This window comes from Pseudocitrobacter sp. 73, from assembly GCF_008369545.1.
In the GTDB taxonomy this organism is placed as follows: Bacteria; Pseudomonadota; Gammaproteobacteria; order Enterobacterales; family Enterobacteriaceae; genus Pseudocitrobacter; species Pseudocitrobacter vendiensis.
The window spans coordinates 1-16,661 of record NZ_VTZO01000038.1 but is presented as its reverse complement, the minus strand read 5'-3'; the positions used below and the strand labels follow the sequence as shown (position 1 = coordinate 16,661).

Annotated in this window: 17 protein-coding genes; 9 read left to right on the top strand and 8 right to left on the bottom strand. The window is 52.8% G+C overall.

Annotation, left to right across the window (positions count from 1 at the left end; translation table 11 throughout):
- Nucleotides 1–19 precede the first annotated feature (19 nt).
- The gene (locus F0Q32_RS24355) at nucleotides 20–310 is read right to left on the bottom strand and encodes a DUF2623 family protein (protein WP_015963010.1); all 291 of its coding nucleotides are present in this window, start codon (nucleotides 308–310) and stop codon (nucleotides 20–22) included.
- Nucleotides 311–390: 80 nt separating this feature from the next.
- The gene (gene yghX, locus F0Q32_RS24350; protein ID WP_149465009.1) at nucleotides 391–1,278 is read right to left on the bottom strand and encodes a YghX family hydrolase; all 888 of its coding nucleotides are present in this window, start codon (nucleotides 1,276–1,278) and stop codon (nucleotides 391–393) included.
- A 156-nt stretch (nucleotides 1,279–1,434) separates the two neighbouring features.
- Here yghX and F0Q32_RS24345 point away from each other — a divergent pair, with 156 nt between their 5' ends.
- A complete protein-coding gene (locus tag F0Q32_RS24345; RefSeq protein ID WP_149465008.1) occupies nucleotides 1,435–2,475 on the top strand; it encodes an aldo/keto reductase in 1,041 nt (346 codons plus the stop codon).
- Nucleotides 2,476–2,522: 47 nt separating this feature from the next.
- Here the strand turns inward: F0Q32_RS24345 and F0Q32_RS24340 are convergent, their stop codons facing one another.
- From F0Q32_RS24340 to exbB, 4 genes are all read right to left on the bottom strand, one after another.
- Nucleotides 2,523–3,020, bottom strand: a complete 498-nt coding sequence (locus tag F0Q32_RS24340) for a TIGR00645 family protein (protein WP_015963007.1) — start codon at nucleotides 3,018–3,020, stop codon at nucleotides 2,523–2,525.
- An 89-nt stretch (nucleotides 3,021–3,109) separates the two neighbouring features.
- The gene (locus tag F0Q32_RS24335; RefSeq protein ID WP_149465007.1) at nucleotides 3,110–4,561 is read right to left on the bottom strand and encodes a methyl-accepting chemotaxis protein; all 1,452 of its coding nucleotides are present in this window, start codon (nucleotides 4,559–4,561) and stop codon (nucleotides 3,110–3,112) included.
- Nucleotides 4,562–4,895: 334 nt separating this feature from the next.
- The gene (gene exbD / locus F0Q32_RS24330; RefSeq protein WP_015963005.1) at nucleotides 4,896–5,321 is read right to left on the bottom strand and encodes a TonB system transport protein ExbD; all 426 of its coding nucleotides are present in this window, start codon (nucleotides 5,319–5,321) and stop codon (nucleotides 4,896–4,898) included.
- Between the two features lie 6 nt (nucleotides 5,322–5,327).
- The gene (gene exbB / locus F0Q32_RS24325; protein WP_149465006.1) at nucleotides 5,328–6,062 is read right to left on the bottom strand and encodes a tol-pal system-associated acyl-CoA thioesterase; all 735 of its coding nucleotides are present in this window, start codon (nucleotides 6,060–6,062) and stop codon (nucleotides 5,328–5,330) included.
- A 250-nt stretch (nucleotides 6,063–6,312) separates the two neighbouring features.
- Between exbB and metC the strand changes: the two genes are divergently transcribed.
- Together metC and yghB are read left to right on the top strand one after the other, a co-directional pair.
- Nucleotides 6,313–7,500: a cystathionine beta-lyase gene (metC, locus tag F0Q32_RS24320; protein ID WP_149465005.1), complete on the top strand. Its 1,188-nt coding sequence runs from the start codon at nucleotides 6,313–6,315 to the stop codon at nucleotides 7,498–7,500.
- Between the two features lie 254 nt (nucleotides 7,501–7,754).
- Nucleotides 7,755–8,414, top strand: a complete 660-nt coding sequence (gene yghB, locus F0Q32_RS24315; protein ID WP_149465004.1) for a DedA family general envelope maintenance protein YghB — start codon at nucleotides 7,755–7,757, stop codon at nucleotides 8,412–8,414.
- A 76-nt stretch (nucleotides 8,415–8,490) separates the two neighbouring features.
- Here the strand turns inward: yghB and F0Q32_RS24310 are convergent, their stop codons facing one another.
- Nucleotides 8,491–9,390, bottom strand: coding sequence for an AraC family transcriptional regulator (locus F0Q32_RS24310; protein ID WP_149465003.1), 900 nt, complete (start codon nucleotides 9,388–9,390; stop codon nucleotides 8,491–8,493).
- 198 nt (nucleotides 9,391–9,588) lie between these two features.
- Between F0Q32_RS24310 and yqhD the strand changes: the two genes are divergently transcribed.
- The 6 genes from yqhD (at nucleotide 9,589) to F0Q32_RS24280 (ending at nucleotide 15,594) form a co-directional block, all read left to right on the top strand.
- On the top strand, nucleotides 9,589–10,752 hold the full coding sequence (yqhD, locus tag F0Q32_RS24305; protein WP_149465002.1) for an alcohol dehydrogenase: 1,164 nt from the start codon (nucleotides 9,589–9,591) through the stop codon (nucleotides 10,750–10,752).
- Nucleotides 10,753–10,882: 130 nt separating this feature from the next.
- Nucleotides 10,883–11,710, top strand: a complete 828-nt coding sequence (gene dkgA, locus F0Q32_RS24300; protein ID WP_149465001.1) for a 2,5-didehydrogluconate reductase DkgA — start codon at nucleotides 10,883–10,885, stop codon at nucleotides 11,708–11,710.
- 403 nt (nucleotides 11,711–12,113) lie between these two features.
- On the top strand, nucleotides 12,114–13,568 hold the full coding sequence (locus F0Q32_RS24295; protein ID WP_149465000.1) for a DASS family sodium-coupled anion symporter: 1,455 nt from the start codon (nucleotides 12,114–12,116) through the stop codon (nucleotides 13,566–13,568).
- A gap of 51 nt (nucleotides 13,569–13,619) precedes the next feature.
- Entirely contained in the window at nucleotides 13,620–14,675 is a 1,056-nt protein-coding gene (locus F0Q32_RS24290; RefSeq protein WP_149464999.1) for a DUF3828 domain-containing protein, read from the top strand.
- Nucleotides 14,676–14,707: 32 nt separating this feature from the next.
- Entirely contained in the window at nucleotides 14,708–15,133 is a 426-nt protein-coding gene (locus F0Q32_RS24285) for a hypothetical protein (RefSeq protein ID WP_149464998.1), read from the top strand.
- Nucleotides 15,130–15,594: an HIT family protein gene (locus F0Q32_RS24280; protein ID WP_149464997.1), complete on the top strand. Its 465-nt coding sequence runs from the start codon at nucleotides 15,130–15,132 to the stop codon at nucleotides 15,592–15,594. The genes F0Q32_RS24285 and F0Q32_RS24280 overlap by 4 nt, the downstream gene beginning before the upstream one ends.
- Here F0Q32_RS24280 and F0Q32_RS24275 read toward each other — a convergent pair.
- Nucleotides 15,591–16,661, bottom strand: a 1,071-nt coding sequence (locus F0Q32_RS24275; protein ID WP_149464996.1) for a DUF3362 domain-containing protein, incomplete at its 5' end; no start/stop codon positions are given. The genes F0Q32_RS24280 and F0Q32_RS24275 overlap by 4 nt on opposite strands.

The window sequence follows — 16,661 nt, the reverse complement described above, 5'->3', positions numbered from 1 at the left end:
CGGGTGCACTCCACCCGGTTTATCTGCCTTCCAGGCGATAACCCGCCATAAAGTAGCGCACCGTGGTGCTGGATTCGTGTTCTTTAAAGAAATCCATCACCATCTCTTTATCCAGACCATAGCGTCGTGTCAGGACGCCCGCTTCCCATGCGCTGAGCTGGCGGTCGCCCGTCTTCTCAAACATGCGATGGGAAAACCCCAGCACAAACCCGCGTTTATAGTCAGAACAAAAGCCCAGAACCTTCTGCGCACTGTCGGCGTAAGGTGCTTTCAGCCCGGCCATCAGGCCTTTACCAAAATGGTTATCCATCGCACAACCCTCAATCGTTATATATAAAATTATATAGCGACTTTTTGAGCGATATCCAGTGCTATTTGCAGCCTTTACTTTCAGTGCAAATATTTCTCAAACCACGCCAGCGTTCGCTGCCAGGCGAGCTCCGCTGCGGCCTTGTCGTAGCGCGGAGTCGAGTCGTTGTGGAAACCATGATTCACGCCCGGATAAATATAGGCTTCGTACACTTTTTTATGCGCTTTTAACGCCTCTTCCATTGCCGGCCAGCCTTCGTTAATACGCGTATCCAGCGCCGCGTAATGCAGCAATAAAGGGGCATTGATTTTTTCCACATCCGCGACCGGGGCCTGACGTCCGTAGAACGGCACCGCGCAGGCCAGCTCAGGGTAAGCCACCGCCGCCGCATTCGACACGCCGCCGCCGTAGCAAAAACCGGTTATCCCGACTTTGCCCGTCGCCTGCGGATGCGCCTGCATAAACTCAATCGCGGCGAAGAAATCATTCATCAGTTTGGTCGGATCGACTTTTTGCTGTAACTCGCGCCCTTCGTCATCATTACCGGGATAACCGCCGACGGAAGAGAGCCCATCCGGCGCAAGGGCAATATAGCCCGCTTTCGCGACGCGTCGGGCAACATCTTCTATATACGGGTTAAGCCCACGATTTTCATGCACCACCACCACGGCGGGCATCTTTCCGGCGGCTTTCGTCGGCGTGACCAGATAACCGCGCACCTCACCGTGGCCGTTGGGCGACGGATAACGAATATATTCCGGTTTGATATCCGGGTCGGTGAACTCGACCTGTTCCGCCAGCGCGTAGTTGGGCTTGAGAAGATTAAACAGCGCCAGCGCAGTCATGCCGCCGACGGCGTATCGTCCCGCCAGTTGCAGAAACTCGCGCTTGGAAATTTTGCCGTGTGCGTAATAGTCGTAGTAATCGAGCAACTCTTGCGGAAAGTCTTTGGCGGTCAGTCGGGTCATCGAGGGATCTCCATTAACAGGCATTAACTAAGAAAAGCACAAGACAGATTTATTGCCCATAAATCATCAGCATTGTGATCCCGCCAACGGGTTGGTTGTGACAAAAACGTTAATCTGGAAACAGCGTTTCAAAAATCAGACAATCAAGGAGACATTATGACCTGGTCCGCCAATCCTGCCCGTTACGAGCAGATGCAATATCGCTATTGCGGCAACAGCGGCCTGCAACTGCCCGCGCTGTCACTCGGGTTATGGCACAGTTTTGGTCATATCCAGTCGCTCGACAGCCAACGCGCGCTGCTGCGTAAAGCGTTCGACTGCGGCATTACTCACCTCGACCTCGCCAATAACTACGGGCCCCCTCCGGGCAGTGCGGAAGAGAACTTTGGCCGCCTGCTGCGGGAAGATTTCGCTGCCTATCGCGATGAGCTGATCATCTCGACCAAAGCCGGATACGACATGTGGCCGGGGCCATACGGCAAGGGCGGTTCGCGCAAATACTTGCTCGCCAGCCTCGACCAGAGCCTGAAGCGCATGGGGCTGGATTACGTCGATATCTTCTACTCGCACCGTGTTGATGAAAACACACCGATGGAAGAAACCGCTGCCGCGCTGGCGCAGGCGGTGCAGAGCGGAAAAGCGCTGTATGTCGGCATCTCGTCTTATTCGCCAGAGCGCACGCAAAAGATGGCAGAGCTGTTGCGCGAGTGGAAAATCCCGTTACTTATCCACCAGCCTTCCTACAACCTGCTCAACCGTTGGGTAGACAAGAGCGGCCTGCTGAATACACTGGAAGAGAACGGCGTCGGCTGCATCGCCTTTACCCCGCTGGCGCAAGGGCTGCTGACCGGTAAATACCTCAACGGAATTCCGGACGGCTCACGCATGCAGACAGAAGGGAAAAAAGCGCGCGGTCTGACCGAGAATATGCTGAGTGAAAGCAACCTCAACAGCCTGCGTTTATTAAACGAGATGGCACAACGTCGTGGCCAGAGTATGGCGCAGATGGCCCTTAGCTGGCTGCTGAAGGACAACCGCGTGACGTCAGTACTGATTGGCGCAAGCCGACCGGAACAAATTGAAGAGAACGTTCAGGCCCTGAATAACCTGAACTTTACGGCAGAAGAGCTGGCGCAGATTGATAAGCATGTTGCCGATGGGCAACTGAATTTGTGGCAGGCGTCGTCGGATAAATAGCACACTCTTTGCCCGGTGGCGCATCGCTACCGGGCGCGAGTCGCGTTTTAATGCTTCTGGCCGCGCGTTAAGCGATCCAGATATCCCATCACAAACGCCGACAGTACAAAGGTCAGATGGATAATCACATACCACATCAGCTTGTTATCCGGCACATTCTTGGCATCCATAAATACCCGCAGCAGGTGAATAGATGAAATAGCGACAATGGATGCCGCGACCTTGTTTTTCAGCGAGGTAGCATCCATTTTCCCCAGCCAGTTCAGCTTCTCTTTGTGGGTACTGATATCCAGCTGCGAGACAAAGTTTTCGTAACCGGAGAACATCACCATCACCAGCAGACCGCCCACCAGCGTCATATCGACCAGCGATAACAACGTCAGGATAAGATCGGCTTCTGCCAGTTCAAAGATGTTAGGCAGAACGTGAAAGATCTCCTGAAAAAACTTAATCATCAACGCCAGCAGCGCCAATGAAAGGCCAAAATATACCGGGGCTAAAATCCAGCGCGACGCGTACATCGCATTTTCAAAAAAACGTTCCATAGTGTCCTGTCGATAAACTCAATTCGGCTTAGTATATCGCAACCATGCAACATAATTTCAACAATTCACCTCAGCAATTTAGGGTTAGGTTACACCAACCTGAACACCGAAATCGCCGTTTTCAGTTCGCCAGTATAGTGCTGCTGTTGCTGCGCCATCTGCATAGTCTGCGCCACATGCTGGACGTTTTCCTGCACGCTGGCATCAATGGTGGCGATACTGCCCTTCATCTGCATCACGCTGGCGCGCTGCTGTTCGCTCATCGAAGAGAGGATTTCCAGCGAGTCCTGTAAGCCTTCAATATGCGTAATGATCGCCTGCATCGTATTTCCCGCCAGCTCGACCTGCTCAGCGCCCTGATGGGTGCTTTTCACCGAGGCGGCGGTAAGGTGGCGAATCTCTTTCGCCGCCTCTTCACAACGTAACGCCAGCGAACGCACTTCAGAGGCGACCACCGCAAACCCTCGGCCATGTTCGCCTGCGCGTGCCGCTTCAACCGAGGCGTTCAGCGACAGAATATTCGTCTGAAAGGCGATGCCGTCGATTAACTCCAGAATGCTATTAATCTGCTGTGATTCATCACGAATGTGCATCATTGACGCCGTCGCCGCACGGATGTTTTCCCCACCCCGCCTCGCGACATCGCACGCCTGTAAAACACGCTTGCGCGCCTCACTGGCTTGTTCACTGGTCAGTGACGCCGCGCTCGCCAGTTGCTCCATCGCACTTGCGGCGATGGCGAGAGAAGTGGCCTGGCTGTCAGTACGTTCTGATAGTGCGGTATTGCGCTGCAAAATGGTTTGCGAGGTATCCAGCAACTGACCAACATTGCTACTCACCTGCTCCAGCGTAGTGCGCATCGCGCCAAGCGTTCGGCTAAAGGTACGGGCGAAAGGAGAATGACTGACTTTTGATTCTCGCGCCAGGGTCAGACTGCCGGGTTCACAATTAATGACTGCCGCCAGTTTCGCCACCTCACTGGCAGATACTGCATCTTGTTCCATACGTACTGCCAGAACGACCAGGAAAAGGGTTTGTACCACCACAAACGCGCCATGCATCATCACCATATGCAGGCCGGTATGCATAAAAATAACGATGTGATAAAGGTTATATTCCTGCAAATAGTTAAAGACTAAATGGTGTACTGCGATAACTGCAGCACCCATCACTAGCGGACGCCAGTCACGCCAGGCCAGCAACGCGGACAAAAGCACAAAAACGGAGAAGTGATATTCTGTTTCGCCCTCGCCAAGCTGAATAAGCAGTGCGGAAAAGGTCATCAGGATAAACGCAAAAAACAACCGTGAAATTAATCGCCCGCGAAAAAATGCGGTAACAAGCGTGGCCAGAATCGCTAATGGTGTGGCGACACATAGCGCCACCAGGACATTTCCGGCTATCCAGCCCACAACCAGCGAGATAACCCAAAGCAGCCACACCAGCGCCAACATTTGGCCGTCAGCCCGTTGACGAATTGCCGAGACAGAGATGCTTTCGCGTAGCGATTCGCGAGCGTCTGAATTGTTTGATTTATCCATGTTCTTTCCGCACTGTACAGGTAATGTTATTAGTATTTTTAGCGCCATAAATAAGCGTAGAGAGTTTATTAATCATTACCAGCGGAGGGAGAGAATATATTCTTTACACGCGTTTTTATTACTACTTAATAAAGAATTAAATTTAATTTAAAGCAGAGATAAATAATTGTGTTGTGGGGACGTATTTTTCAGGAGAGAAGACTTAGGGGAAATGTGCGGTGTTTACCCCCTCACCCAACCCTCTCCCTCAAGGGAGAGGGAACCGACAGAGCCAGGGTTTAAGTGAGTGCGGTTTTCACCCTCTCCCTGAGGGAGAGGGCCGGGGTGAGGGGCTTTATTTCGCCCCTGCGTGTTCTTCCCCTACCAGGCCAATCTTCAGATAGCCAGCCTGATGCAGCGTATCCATCACCTTCATCATCGTTTCATAGTCGACGGTTTTATCGGCGCGGAAGAAGATAGTGGTATCTTTCTTCCCTTCCGTCAGAGTGTTCAACGCGTTTACCATGTTCTCATCGGTAATGGGGTCATTACCCAGGAACATCGACTTATCTGCTTTCACCGACAGGTAGACCGGTTTTTCCGGGCGTGGCTGCGGTTGGCTGGAGGACGCAGGCAGATTGACTTTTACATCCACCGTCGCCAGTGGCGCGGCAACCATGAAGATAATCAGCAGAACCAACATAACGTCGATAAACGGCGTCACGTTGATTTCATGCATTTCGCCGTTATCGTCCAGATTTTCATTAAGACGCATTGCCATGGGGCATCAACCTACTCGTAATTTCTGTGCGGAACGCACCGGCTGGGTCACGCCGCTGGCGTGGAGGTCCAGGTCACGGCTTTGCAGCAGCAGAACCTGCGCAGCAACATCGCTGAGGTTTGCTTTATAGCTGCCAATCAGACGGGCGAAGACGTTATAGATAACCACCGCCGGAATCGCGGCAAACAGGCCAATTGCGGTCGCCAGCAGCGCTTCTGCGATACCCGGTGCAACAACAGCCAGGTTGGTGGTTTGCGTCTGCGCAATACCGATGAAGCTGTTCATGATACCCCAAACGGTACCGAACAGACCGACAAACGGGGAAATGGCGCCGATAGTTGCGAGGTAACCGGTCCCGCGGCTCATACTACGGCTCACGAAGGCAACGCGACGTTCCAGACGGAAGCCGGTACGCTCTTTAATTCCTTCATTGTCTTCGGAACCCGCAGAAAGCTCGCGCTCGTCCTGCGCTTCATGAATCAGTTGCGTACTGAGGCTTTTCGCGTGGAAGGCGGCGGCGATTTCGTGCGCCTGATCGATAGAGCGGGCTTCCGCTAACAGCTGCTGCTCGCGTTTGAGGCGACGCTTCTGGGAGAACAACTCTGCGCTCTTACTAAAGAAGATGGCCCAGGTGACTACGGATGCCAGAATCAGGCCAATCATAACCACTTTAACAACGATGTCGGCATGATGATACATACCCCAAACGGAGAGATCCGCCTGCATCAAATTATTACCCACTCTGTATCTCCAGGACATAAATCACAAAATCTGAGCACAATAATATCAAAACGACGTCGAATTGATAGTAGTTCTCATTAGTATTTACATAGTGACTCAAATCATACTTATTTTCCTTGCGCTTACGCAGTAAAAAAGTCACCACCGCGATTTTTGAGATATTTTCTGCTTTATCTCGCGCGGGCGGGTACATCCAGCAACAATCGTGATAATTTAGACGTCCAGACGTATAAAAAAAGGCAGGAGAGAGATGGCAGATAAGCACCTGGATACCGCGCTGGTCAACGCCGGGCGGAGTAAAAAGTACACGCAGGGTTCGGTAAACAGCGTCATTCAGCGCGCCTCTTCGCTGGTGTTCGACACCGTTGAGGCGAAAAAACATGCCACTCGCAATCGTGCGAAAGGCGAACTCTTCTATGGGCGTCGCGGTACGCTCACTCACTTCTCTTTGCAGGAAGCGATGTGTGAGCTGGAAGGCGGCGCGGGCTGCGCCCTCTTCCCTTGCGGCGCCGCGGCGGTCGCCAATACGATTCTGGCCTTTGTTGAACAGGGCGATCATGTGTTGATGACCAATACCGCCTATGAGCCGAGCCAGGATTTCTGCACCAAAATTCTGGGAAAACTGGGCGTCACCACAAGCTGGTTCGACCCGCTGATTGGCAGCGAAATCGCGCATCTGATTCAACCCAATACTAAAGTGGTGTTCCTGGAATCCCCGGGGTCAATTACCATGGAAGTTCATGATGTTCCTGCAATTGTTGCAGCCGTACGCAGCGTTGCGCCGGATGCAATCATTATGATCGACAATACCTGGGCGGCAGGCGTGCTGTTTAAAGCACTCGATTTCGGCATAGATATTTCGATTCAGGCTGGCACAAAGTACCTGATTGGCCACTCTGACGCGATGGTCGGTACCGCGGTATCCAACGAACGCTGCTGGGCACAACTGCGCGAAAATGCGTATCTGATGGGCCAGATGCTGGATGCGGACACCGCCTACATGACCAGTCGAGGCCTGCGCACACTTGGCGTTCGCCTGCGTCAGCATCATGAAAGCAGCCTGAAAATTGCCGAATGGCTGGAACAGCATCCGCAGGTTGCCCGCGTGAATCATCCGGCGTTGCCGGGTAGCAAAGGTCACGAATACTGGAAACGAGATTTTACAGGCAGCAGCGGCTTGTTCTCCTTCGTGCTGAAAAAGCGTTTAACCGATGCCGAACTTTCTGCCTACCTCGACAACTTCTCCCTGTTCAGCATGGCCTACTCGTGGGGTGGTTTTGAGTCGCTGATTCTGCCTAACCAGCCAGAACAGCTGGCGGAGATTCGCCCCGGCGGCGAAGTGGACTTTACCGGCACCCTTATTCGCTTACATATTGGTTTAGAAAACATTGACGATCTTATCGCGGATTTAGCAGCAGGCTTCGCGCGTATTGTGTAAAATAGCCTCAGGCCCGGCGGCGTTTCGCCTCGGGCTGTCTGGTTAGCAATGTTCCTGAAAAAGCGTCTCGCGTGTTTTCAGGATTTTGAGAACAGTCAATCTGCCGAATGGCCAGAACATCCCGGCGTAAACGCATAGTGCTCAGGTTGTTCTTATTCCTGAACAGTTACGCGTGCGTTGTTGCGCGAGGGATCAAAGAGTTTCGGGCAATTCGGGAGTACAATAAGCGAAAATGCTGTTCCACAGGAAAGTCCATGGTCGTCATTCAAGATATTGTCGCCGCACTCTGGCAGCATGACTTTGCCGCGCTGGCGAATCCTCACGTTGTGGGGGTGGTTTATCTGGTCATGTTTGCCACGCTGTTTTTAGAAAACGGTCTGCTTCCGGCCTCCTTCCTGCCGGGCGACAGCCTGTTGCTGCTCGCAGGCGCGCTCATCGCCAAAGGGGTGATGGGGTTCGTGCCGACGGTGATCATTCTGACGACCGCCGCCAGCCTCGGCTGCTGGCTGAGCTATATTCAGGGGCGCTGGTTGGGTAACACCCGTACGGTAAAAGGCTGGCTCGCTCAATTGCCGGATAAATACCATCAACGTGCGACCTGCATGTTCGATCGCCACGGCCTGCTGGCGCTGCTCGCCGGGCGTTTTCTGGCGTTCGTACGTACGCTGCTGCCCACCATGGCAGGCATTTCCGGGCTTTCTAATCGTCGCTTCCAGTTCTTTAACTGGCTGAGCGCGCTGCTGTGGGTGGGTGTCGTCACCAGCCTCGGTTATGCCATCAGTATGATTCCTTTCGTAAAACGTCATGAAGATCAGGTGATGACCTTCCTGATGATCCTGCCTATTTTCCTGCTGGTTGCCGGGCTGCTCGGTACGCTGGTGGTGGTGATTAAGAAGAAGTATTGCAGCGCCTGAGGGCGCTGTTCTATAGGGCTGGATGCGCTTTGAAGCCGGATGCGCTGCGCTTATCCGGCCTACAAGAGCCTCTTGCCTAAACGATTTGAATCGCGCGTAATCGCGCCGCATCTTCTCCCGGCGTTATACCGAAATAGCGTTTAAATTCGCGGCTAAACTGCGATGCGCTTTCATATCCCACCTGCATTGCCGCTGCGCTGGCTTTTAATCCATCATGCACCATCATCATTCGCGCCTTATGCAGGCGATACGTTTTCAGGTACTGGAGCGGTGACGTGCTGGTTACCGATTTAAAATTATGATGAAACGCCGACAGGCTCATATTGGCTTCGGCGGCCAGTTGATCGACACTCAAGGTTTCGGTGTACTGGCTTTCGATGCGCTTTAATACGCGGCTTATCTGACTGAAATGCGTTTGGCGGCTGACTAACGCCAGCAGCGCCCCACCGCGCGGCCCGGTAAGCACATAGAAGAGCATTTCGCGGATAATCTGTTTGCCGAGGATGCGCGCTTCCAGCGGACGTTCCATCACATCCAGCAGGCGCTCGGCCGCACAAAGGATCTCATCAGAGAGCGTCGCCGAGTTAATGCCGCTCGCCGCCATTGCAGGCTGGAAGCATTCATCTTCCCCGATATCCATCAACAGCTCCTGAAGCTGTAAAATATCGACGTTCAGGCGCAACCCGGCCAGCGGCGCGGCCTCTGTGGCAAAGGTTTCACACTCAAACGGTAGCGGCACCGTCAGCAGTAAATATTCATTGGCGTCGTAGCGGAAGGTGCGTTCATTGATATAGCCAATCTTATAGCCAGAAAAGAGAAATATAATCCCAGGACGGTACATAACGGGCGTACGAGCGGCAGGCTGTGTACCATAGATAAGCTGGATATCCGGCACCAAAGCACTGAGTTTTTGTTCATTACTTTTCAGTAACTTAACCTTTTCCGTTAGTAACGCGCAAATCTCTTCCCGGTTCATTTCTCCACTCTCCCGCCAGTTGAATTCAGGTTTTCATTGTTGACCTTTTCGCTACTTTTCTCCAGCCCTATGGAGAAATGGGCAAGACATCGGCAGGAATGTGCATTGAGCGGATCGCCCCCAAAGACCACAATAGTCGTCATCCGGTAGCCACCGTTGCTACCCACTTTTTCCATCCTCCGATGAAGGAAACGAGCAATGTTTAATTTTGATCTCCACACCCCAACCCGCATTCTTTTCGGTAAAGGCGTTATTGAAAATCTGCGTGCGCAAATTCCGGCAGATGCTCGCGTTCTGGTGACCTACGGTGGCGGCAGCGTGAAAAAAACCGGCGTGCTGGACCAGGTGTTAACCGCGCTGAACGGTCTGGATGTTCGCGAGTTTGGCGGCATTGAACCGAACCCGTCTTATGAAACGCTGATGAACGCGGTGAAAATTGCCCGCGACGAAAAAATCACTTTCCTGCTGGCCGTTGGCGGCGGTTCCGTGCTGGATGGCACCAAGTTCATCGCGGCGGCAGCGCATTACGATGCGTCTATCGACCCGTGGGAAATTCTGGAAACTTACGGCAGCAAGGTGAACAGCGCGATTCCGATGGGTTCCGTTCTAACTCTGCCGGCAACCGGTTCTGAATCCAATAAAGGTGCGGTTATTTCCCGGAAAACCACCGGTGACAAACGCGCATTTATGTCGCCGCACGTGCAGCCAGTCTTCGCGATTCTGGACCCGGTCTACACCTACACTCTGCCACCGCGTCAGGTCGCCAACGGTGTGGTTGATGCCTTCGTGCACACGGTCGAACAGTACGTAACCTACCCGGTCAACGGCAAAATTCAGGATCGCTTCGCGGAAGGTATTCTGCTGACGCTGGTTGAAGATGGCCCGAAAGCGCTGAAAGAACCTGAGAACTACGATGTTCGCGCCAATATTATGTGGGCGGCAACACAGGCGTTAAACGGCCTGATTGGCGCAGGCGTGCCGCAGGACTGGGCAACCCACATGCTGGGTCACGAACTGACCGCCATGCACGGTCTTGACCACGCACAGACGCTGGCTATCGTGCTGCCGGCCCTGTGGAATGAAAAACGTGACACCAAACGCGCCAAACTTCTGCAATACGCAGAACGCGTCTGGAACATCACCGAAGGTTCCGATGATGCGCGTATCGACGCCGCCATCGCCGCCACCCGTAACTTCTTCGAGCAAATGGGCGTACCGACTCGCCTGTCCGATTATGGTCTTGACGGCAGCTCCATCCCCGCACTGCTGAAAAAACTCGAAGAACACGGCATGACAAAACTGGGTGAAAATCAGGATATTACCCTCGACGTAAGCCGTCGCATTTACGAAGCGGCACGTTAATCCCCACCCAAAGCCAGACCTAACTCTTTAGCGTCTGGCTTTCGTTTTTGCATATTTCGACCAGAATTGATCTTACAAATCTTATCGGGCCCACTGTGCCGATAAGCAATAGAGAGAAAAGGAGAAATGCATGACACATCCAACCGTAATCAAACTCCAGGACGGCAACGTGATGCCGCAGCTGGGTCTCGGCGTGTGGAAAGCAAGCAACGAGGAGGTTGTCACCGCGATTCATAAAGCGCTGGAAGTCGGGTATCGCTCGATTGATACCGCCACCGCCTACAAGAACGAAGATGGCGTGGGCCAGGCGCTGAAAAGCGCAGGCGTTCCGCGCGAAGAGCTGTTTATCACCACCAAACTGTGGAACGACGATCAGAAACGCCCGGCCGAGGCGCTACAGGAGAGCCTCGATAAACTACAGCTGGATTATCTCGATCTCTACCTGATGCACTGGCCGGTTCCCGCCATCGACCACTATGTGGACGCGTGGAAAGGAATGATTGAGCTGCAAAAGCAAGGGCTGGTAAAAAGCATCGGCGTCTGCAACTTCCAGGTGAATCACCTGCAACGCATTATCGATGAAACCGGCGTCGCCCCGGTCATCAATCAGATTGAACTGCACCCGTTGATGCAGCAGCGCCAGCTACATGCGTGGAACGCGACGCACAAAATTCAAACCGAATCCTGGAGCCCACTGGCTCAGGGTGGCGAAGGCGTATTTGACCAGAAAATCATTCGTGAGCTGGCGGATAAATATGGCAAAACCCCCGCGCAAATTGTGATTCGCTGGCACCTGGATAACGGCCTGGTCGTCATCCCTAAATCCGTCACACCGGCGCGTATTGCCGCCAACTTCGACGTCTGGGATTTCCGTCTTGATAAAGACGAACTGGGCGAAATAGCCAAACTGGATAAAGGCAAACGTCTGGGACCCGATCCGGATCAATTCGGCGGCTAATGATTTTCGCCTGGTACGCTTATTCGTATCAGGCGTTTTTATTCCGTAATTCATTTTCACAATGAATAACACAATTCAATTCATTCTTCACACCTATATTATCAATATAATTCTAAACAATAAGTGCGCCATTATATAAAGTTATATCTTCTGTTTACTGCCTACCGTCATTTTCTTTTTCAGGATCAAAGTTTTCTTCGTAAGACATTGCAGAATAAAGGTCACAGAGTTCAGTCTCGGCGCGACACTCTACGCTAACCGCTGAATTTCTCCGGCCTCCTGATGGTTTCAGGATAAAAATATCATCAGGATAACTGTATTTCTCAGACATCAATAGCGCGGTAATTTTTGGCAAAACATATATGTCATGAATTAATTCGCCTATAAAAACGAGTGTAATGTCGTGACGAAGAAAACATCCCAGGGAGTAAAATGGCTCCCACTCATTATTATCGTGCTTATCGCCGCCGGGCTTTGGCAACTGACGCCGCCTTCCGGGCTCAGCGCACCCGCCTGGCATTCTGCGATTATCTTTGTGGCAACCATTGCGTCAATTGTGGCGAAAGTCCTGCCGATTGGCGCGGTCGGGATCATCGGTATTACGGTTTTTGCCCTCGCCTATGCGGCGGGTGATAAAACCGCCAGCGGCGCTATCACCACGGCACTGAGTGAACTGAACAGCTCATTGATCTGGCTTATCGTCGTCGCCTTTATGATTGCCCGCGGGTTTATCAAAACGGGCCTGGGTCGGCGCATCGCCCTGCAAATGATCCGCCTGCTGGGTAAACGCACGCTGGGGCTGGCGTATGGCCTTGCGTTTGCCGACCTGATTTTATCCCCCGCAATGCCGAGCAACACCGCCCGCTGCGGCGGCGTTATCTACCCCATCGCCGACTCGCTGGCGCGCAGTTTTGGCTCACGCCCGGAGGACGAGTCGCGCAGCAAAATCGGTACCTTCCTGATCACCTGTATTGGCAACGTCAATGATGTCACCGCCGCGCTGTTTATGACCGGCTACACCGGCAACCTGCTGGCGGTCAAACTGGCGGCTAACGCGGGCGTCACCCTGACGTGGGGTAGCTGGTTTATGGCGGCCTTGCTGCCGTGCGTGGTGTCGTTGATGATCGTACCGCTGTTGGTTTACTGGCTGACCCGCCCGGAAATCAAGCACACGCCGGATGCCCCCGAAATCGCCCGTAAAGAACTCGCCGAAATGGGCAACATGGCGCGTGGCGAGTGGCTGATGCTGGCGACCGTCGGCGTACTGCTGGTGCTGTGGATCTTCGGCGACAAACTGGGTGTGGATGCCACCACCGCGTCGTTTGTTGGGCTCTCTATCCTGCTGCTGAGCGGCGTGCTGAGCTGGGAAGATGTGAAAAGTGAGAAAGGCGCATGGGATACGCTGATTTGGTTTGCCGCGCTGCTGATGATGGCCAACCAGCTGAAAAAACTGGGCTTTACCATGTGGTTCGGCAACCTGATTGGCGACAGCATTGGTAGCGCCATGCAGGGCACCAGTTGGGTTGTCGTACTGCTGCTGCTGAACGCCGCCTACTTCTACACCCACTACTTCTTCGCCAGCGGCAACGCGCAAATTGCGGCGCTGTATGCTGTCTTCCTGGGCGTGGGCTTACATCTGAACATCCCGCCTGCGCCGATGGCGCTGATGCTGGCGTTCACCAGCAGCCTCTATTGCTCACTCACCCAATACACCCACGCGCGCGGCCCGATTCTTTTCGGCGCGGGCTACGTGCCTACTGGCGTCTGGTGGCGAACCGGGTTTGCTATCAGCCTGTTTAACCAGGCGGTGTTTATCACCGTCGGCCTGGCGTGGTGGAAGATGCTGGGCTTTTACTAATAAGACTCTGCCGCCTTAGTTTATAGGGCGGCATTTTTGATGAGGAAGATAATGAAATACCTCCTTTGCCTCCTGAGCCTTTTCTTCAGCGCCCCATCACTGTCACAAATACCATCATTATCACCTGAGCAAACTGTCCAACAGATTTATCAACATTACACTGCCGATGCCACTGGGGTTAATTTTGGTGACACCAGCAGCACATCATTGCTTTCCACGTGGATGAAAAATGCCATTATTCTCAACAATCAACTCACGCTGCCGGGCGAAATTGGCTGGCTGGATGGCGATCCGATTTGTGATTGTCAGGACTATGAAACGCTGGTGCTTGAAAATGTCTCAGCAATTCAGGTTAATGAAACGCACGCCAGCGTAACCGTGCGTTTTCGCTTATTTGTCGATGATACAGAAAGCAGAACGCAAACGTTGTATATGGTTGCGGAAGATGGGCGTTGGTTGATTGACGACATTAAGTCTTCACAAGGAAGCACATGGCAGGCGATAAACGGTGAAAATCAGGCCAAACTCTCTTCATTAGCCTCGCTGCAAAGAACGCAACCTCAGGATTTCGTTAGGGAGTTATTTCACCGCAGAAGTGATTATACCTGGCCATGGACATGGGTTGTCAGTGCGCAATATCGTGATGCGGTGAATGACTATTATCATTCGACCTTTGAACTGGGCAATATTTTGGCGAATTTACCGCGATATTTCGGACAGATAAACCGCAATGATAGCTGGCCCTGGCAATGGATAATTACCACCTGGTATCACCATGTGATGAACGACAGCATCGCAACACCAGTGAAATCATCTCAGGAAATAAGAAATGCATTGCAGGCCGACGCGCTATTTATCTACGACAATCCTGTATTCATTGGCGTACCGGACGACAACATCAGACGATTCGACACTACGGTACCAGAAGCCGGAGGGGACCAGGCAAAGGTGCATGTTCGTATTACGCTTAACGACAATTCGATAAAAGAGCAAGACCTCCTTCTTCGTCGCTCTGCCGGAGAGTGGGAAATTATGGATTTTATTCGCCCGGAATACGGGAGCTTGCGTCGAAAAATTGAAGAGGCAACCCTCCAGAAGCGGCGGTAATACGCATTATCGATAACGCAGGCGAGAGGGAAATGGACCGTGGAAAGAAAAGCAAAATGGCGTGGCATCTCAAGCGCCTCTATTTTGTCAGCGACTGTATCGACCTTCTTCCTGATTCGCTTTTCCTTCCAGCCAGCAGAGAAGACGTTAAAATTTGCCAAAACATGGCACTAAATTACTGGCGTCAGAAAACGGCTACGAGCAGTCTACAAGAGATAGCCCGCTATATTCGTACAACGACTGACGATAAAAATAGTGCTGAATGGGATGCTAAGACGCTGCCAGGTTTGATGGCTTCTGACGAAGAGAGTCTGGACTTCATGTGGAAACAATTTATCGAAAGTGCAGTCGCCTGTGTTAGAACTCACTTAAGTGACGAGACCTGGATGATACTATTCCATAAGTACTTTTCTGCCGAAATTCACGCGTGGGTAAACCAAACAGGAGACCTTGAATGACCTGCATTTTCTGCCAAATCGTTGAGGGCAAAGCGCCCTGCCATAAAATCTGGGAAGATGAGCATCACCTGGCCTTCCTGTCGATTTTCCCCAATACCGAAGGCTTTACCGTCGTCATCCCGAAAAAACACTATCCGAGTTATGCCTTTGATATGCCGCCGCAGGCGCTGGCCGATTTAGTTCTGGCGACGCAGAAAGTGGCTAAATTGCTGGATAAATCCTTTGATGATGTGGGCCGCAGCGGAATGTTTTTTGAAGGTTTCGGCGTGGACCACGTGCACAGCAAACTCAGCCCGATGCACGGCACAGGCGACATGAGGAAATGGCGGCCTATCGAATTTAAGCAGAAGAAGTATTTTGAACAGTATGAGGGCTATCTGTCTTCTCACGATCACGAGCGGGCGGATGATGAGAAGCTGGCCGCATTAGCGGCCAGAATCAGAGCGGAGCAGGATTCTTAACGCCCCGCCGTCGGTTTTGCGCGTTTTTTCGCAGCCGCATTAACCGGACGCGGCTGCGCGGCAGGCGCTTTCTTCGCACCTGCTGGCGTTTGGCGCTGGTGCGCCACCGGCGTGTGTTTAGTCAACGCCGGGCGCGTATTGCGGTTCTGACGACGCGCTTCGCGCATCTCGTCAAGCGTCGGTGACGGCACCAGACAATCACGACGCGGGCCAATCAGATGCTTTTTACCCATTGCTTCCAGCGCCTGACGAATCATCGGCCAGTTTTTCGGATCGTGATAACGCAGCAGCGCTTTATGCAGACGGCGCTGTTTATCCCCTTTCGGCACCACCACTTCTTCACTCTTATAGCCAATTTTACCCAGCGGGTTCTTGCCGGTGTAATACATTGTGGTCGAGTTCGCCAGCGGTGACGGGTAGAAGTTCTGTACCTGGTCGAGGCGGAAACGGTGTTTCTTCAGCCACAGCGCCAGATTCACCATATCTTCATCACGCGTACCCGGATGCGCGGAGATAAAGTACGGAATCAAATACTGCTCTTTGCCGGCCTGTTTCGAATAGGTGTCGAAAAGCTCTTTAAAGCGGTGATAGGTTCCCATCCCCGGCTTCATCATTTTCGACAACGGCCCTTCTTCCGTATGTTCCGGCGCAATCTTCAGATAGCCGCCCACGTGATGGGTTGCCAGCTCTTTGATATAGCGCGGATCTTCCACCGCGATGTCGTAACGCACGCCGGAGGCGATGAGGATCTTCTTGATGCCTTTCAGATCGCGCGCGCGGCGGTAAAGGTTGATCGTCGGCTCATGGTTAGTGTCCATGTGCGGACAGATATCCGGATAAACGCAGGAGAGGCGGCGGCAGGTTTGCTCGGCACGCGGCGATTTACAGCGCAGCATGTACATGTTCGCGGTTGGCCCGCCAAGATCGGAAATCACGCCAGTAAAGCCCGGCACCGTATCGCGAATGGCTTCGATCTCGTTGATGATCGAATCTTCCGAGCGGCTCTGAATAATGCGCCCTTCGTGCTCGGTAATGGAGCAGAGCGAGCACCCTATAATTCTGATCAT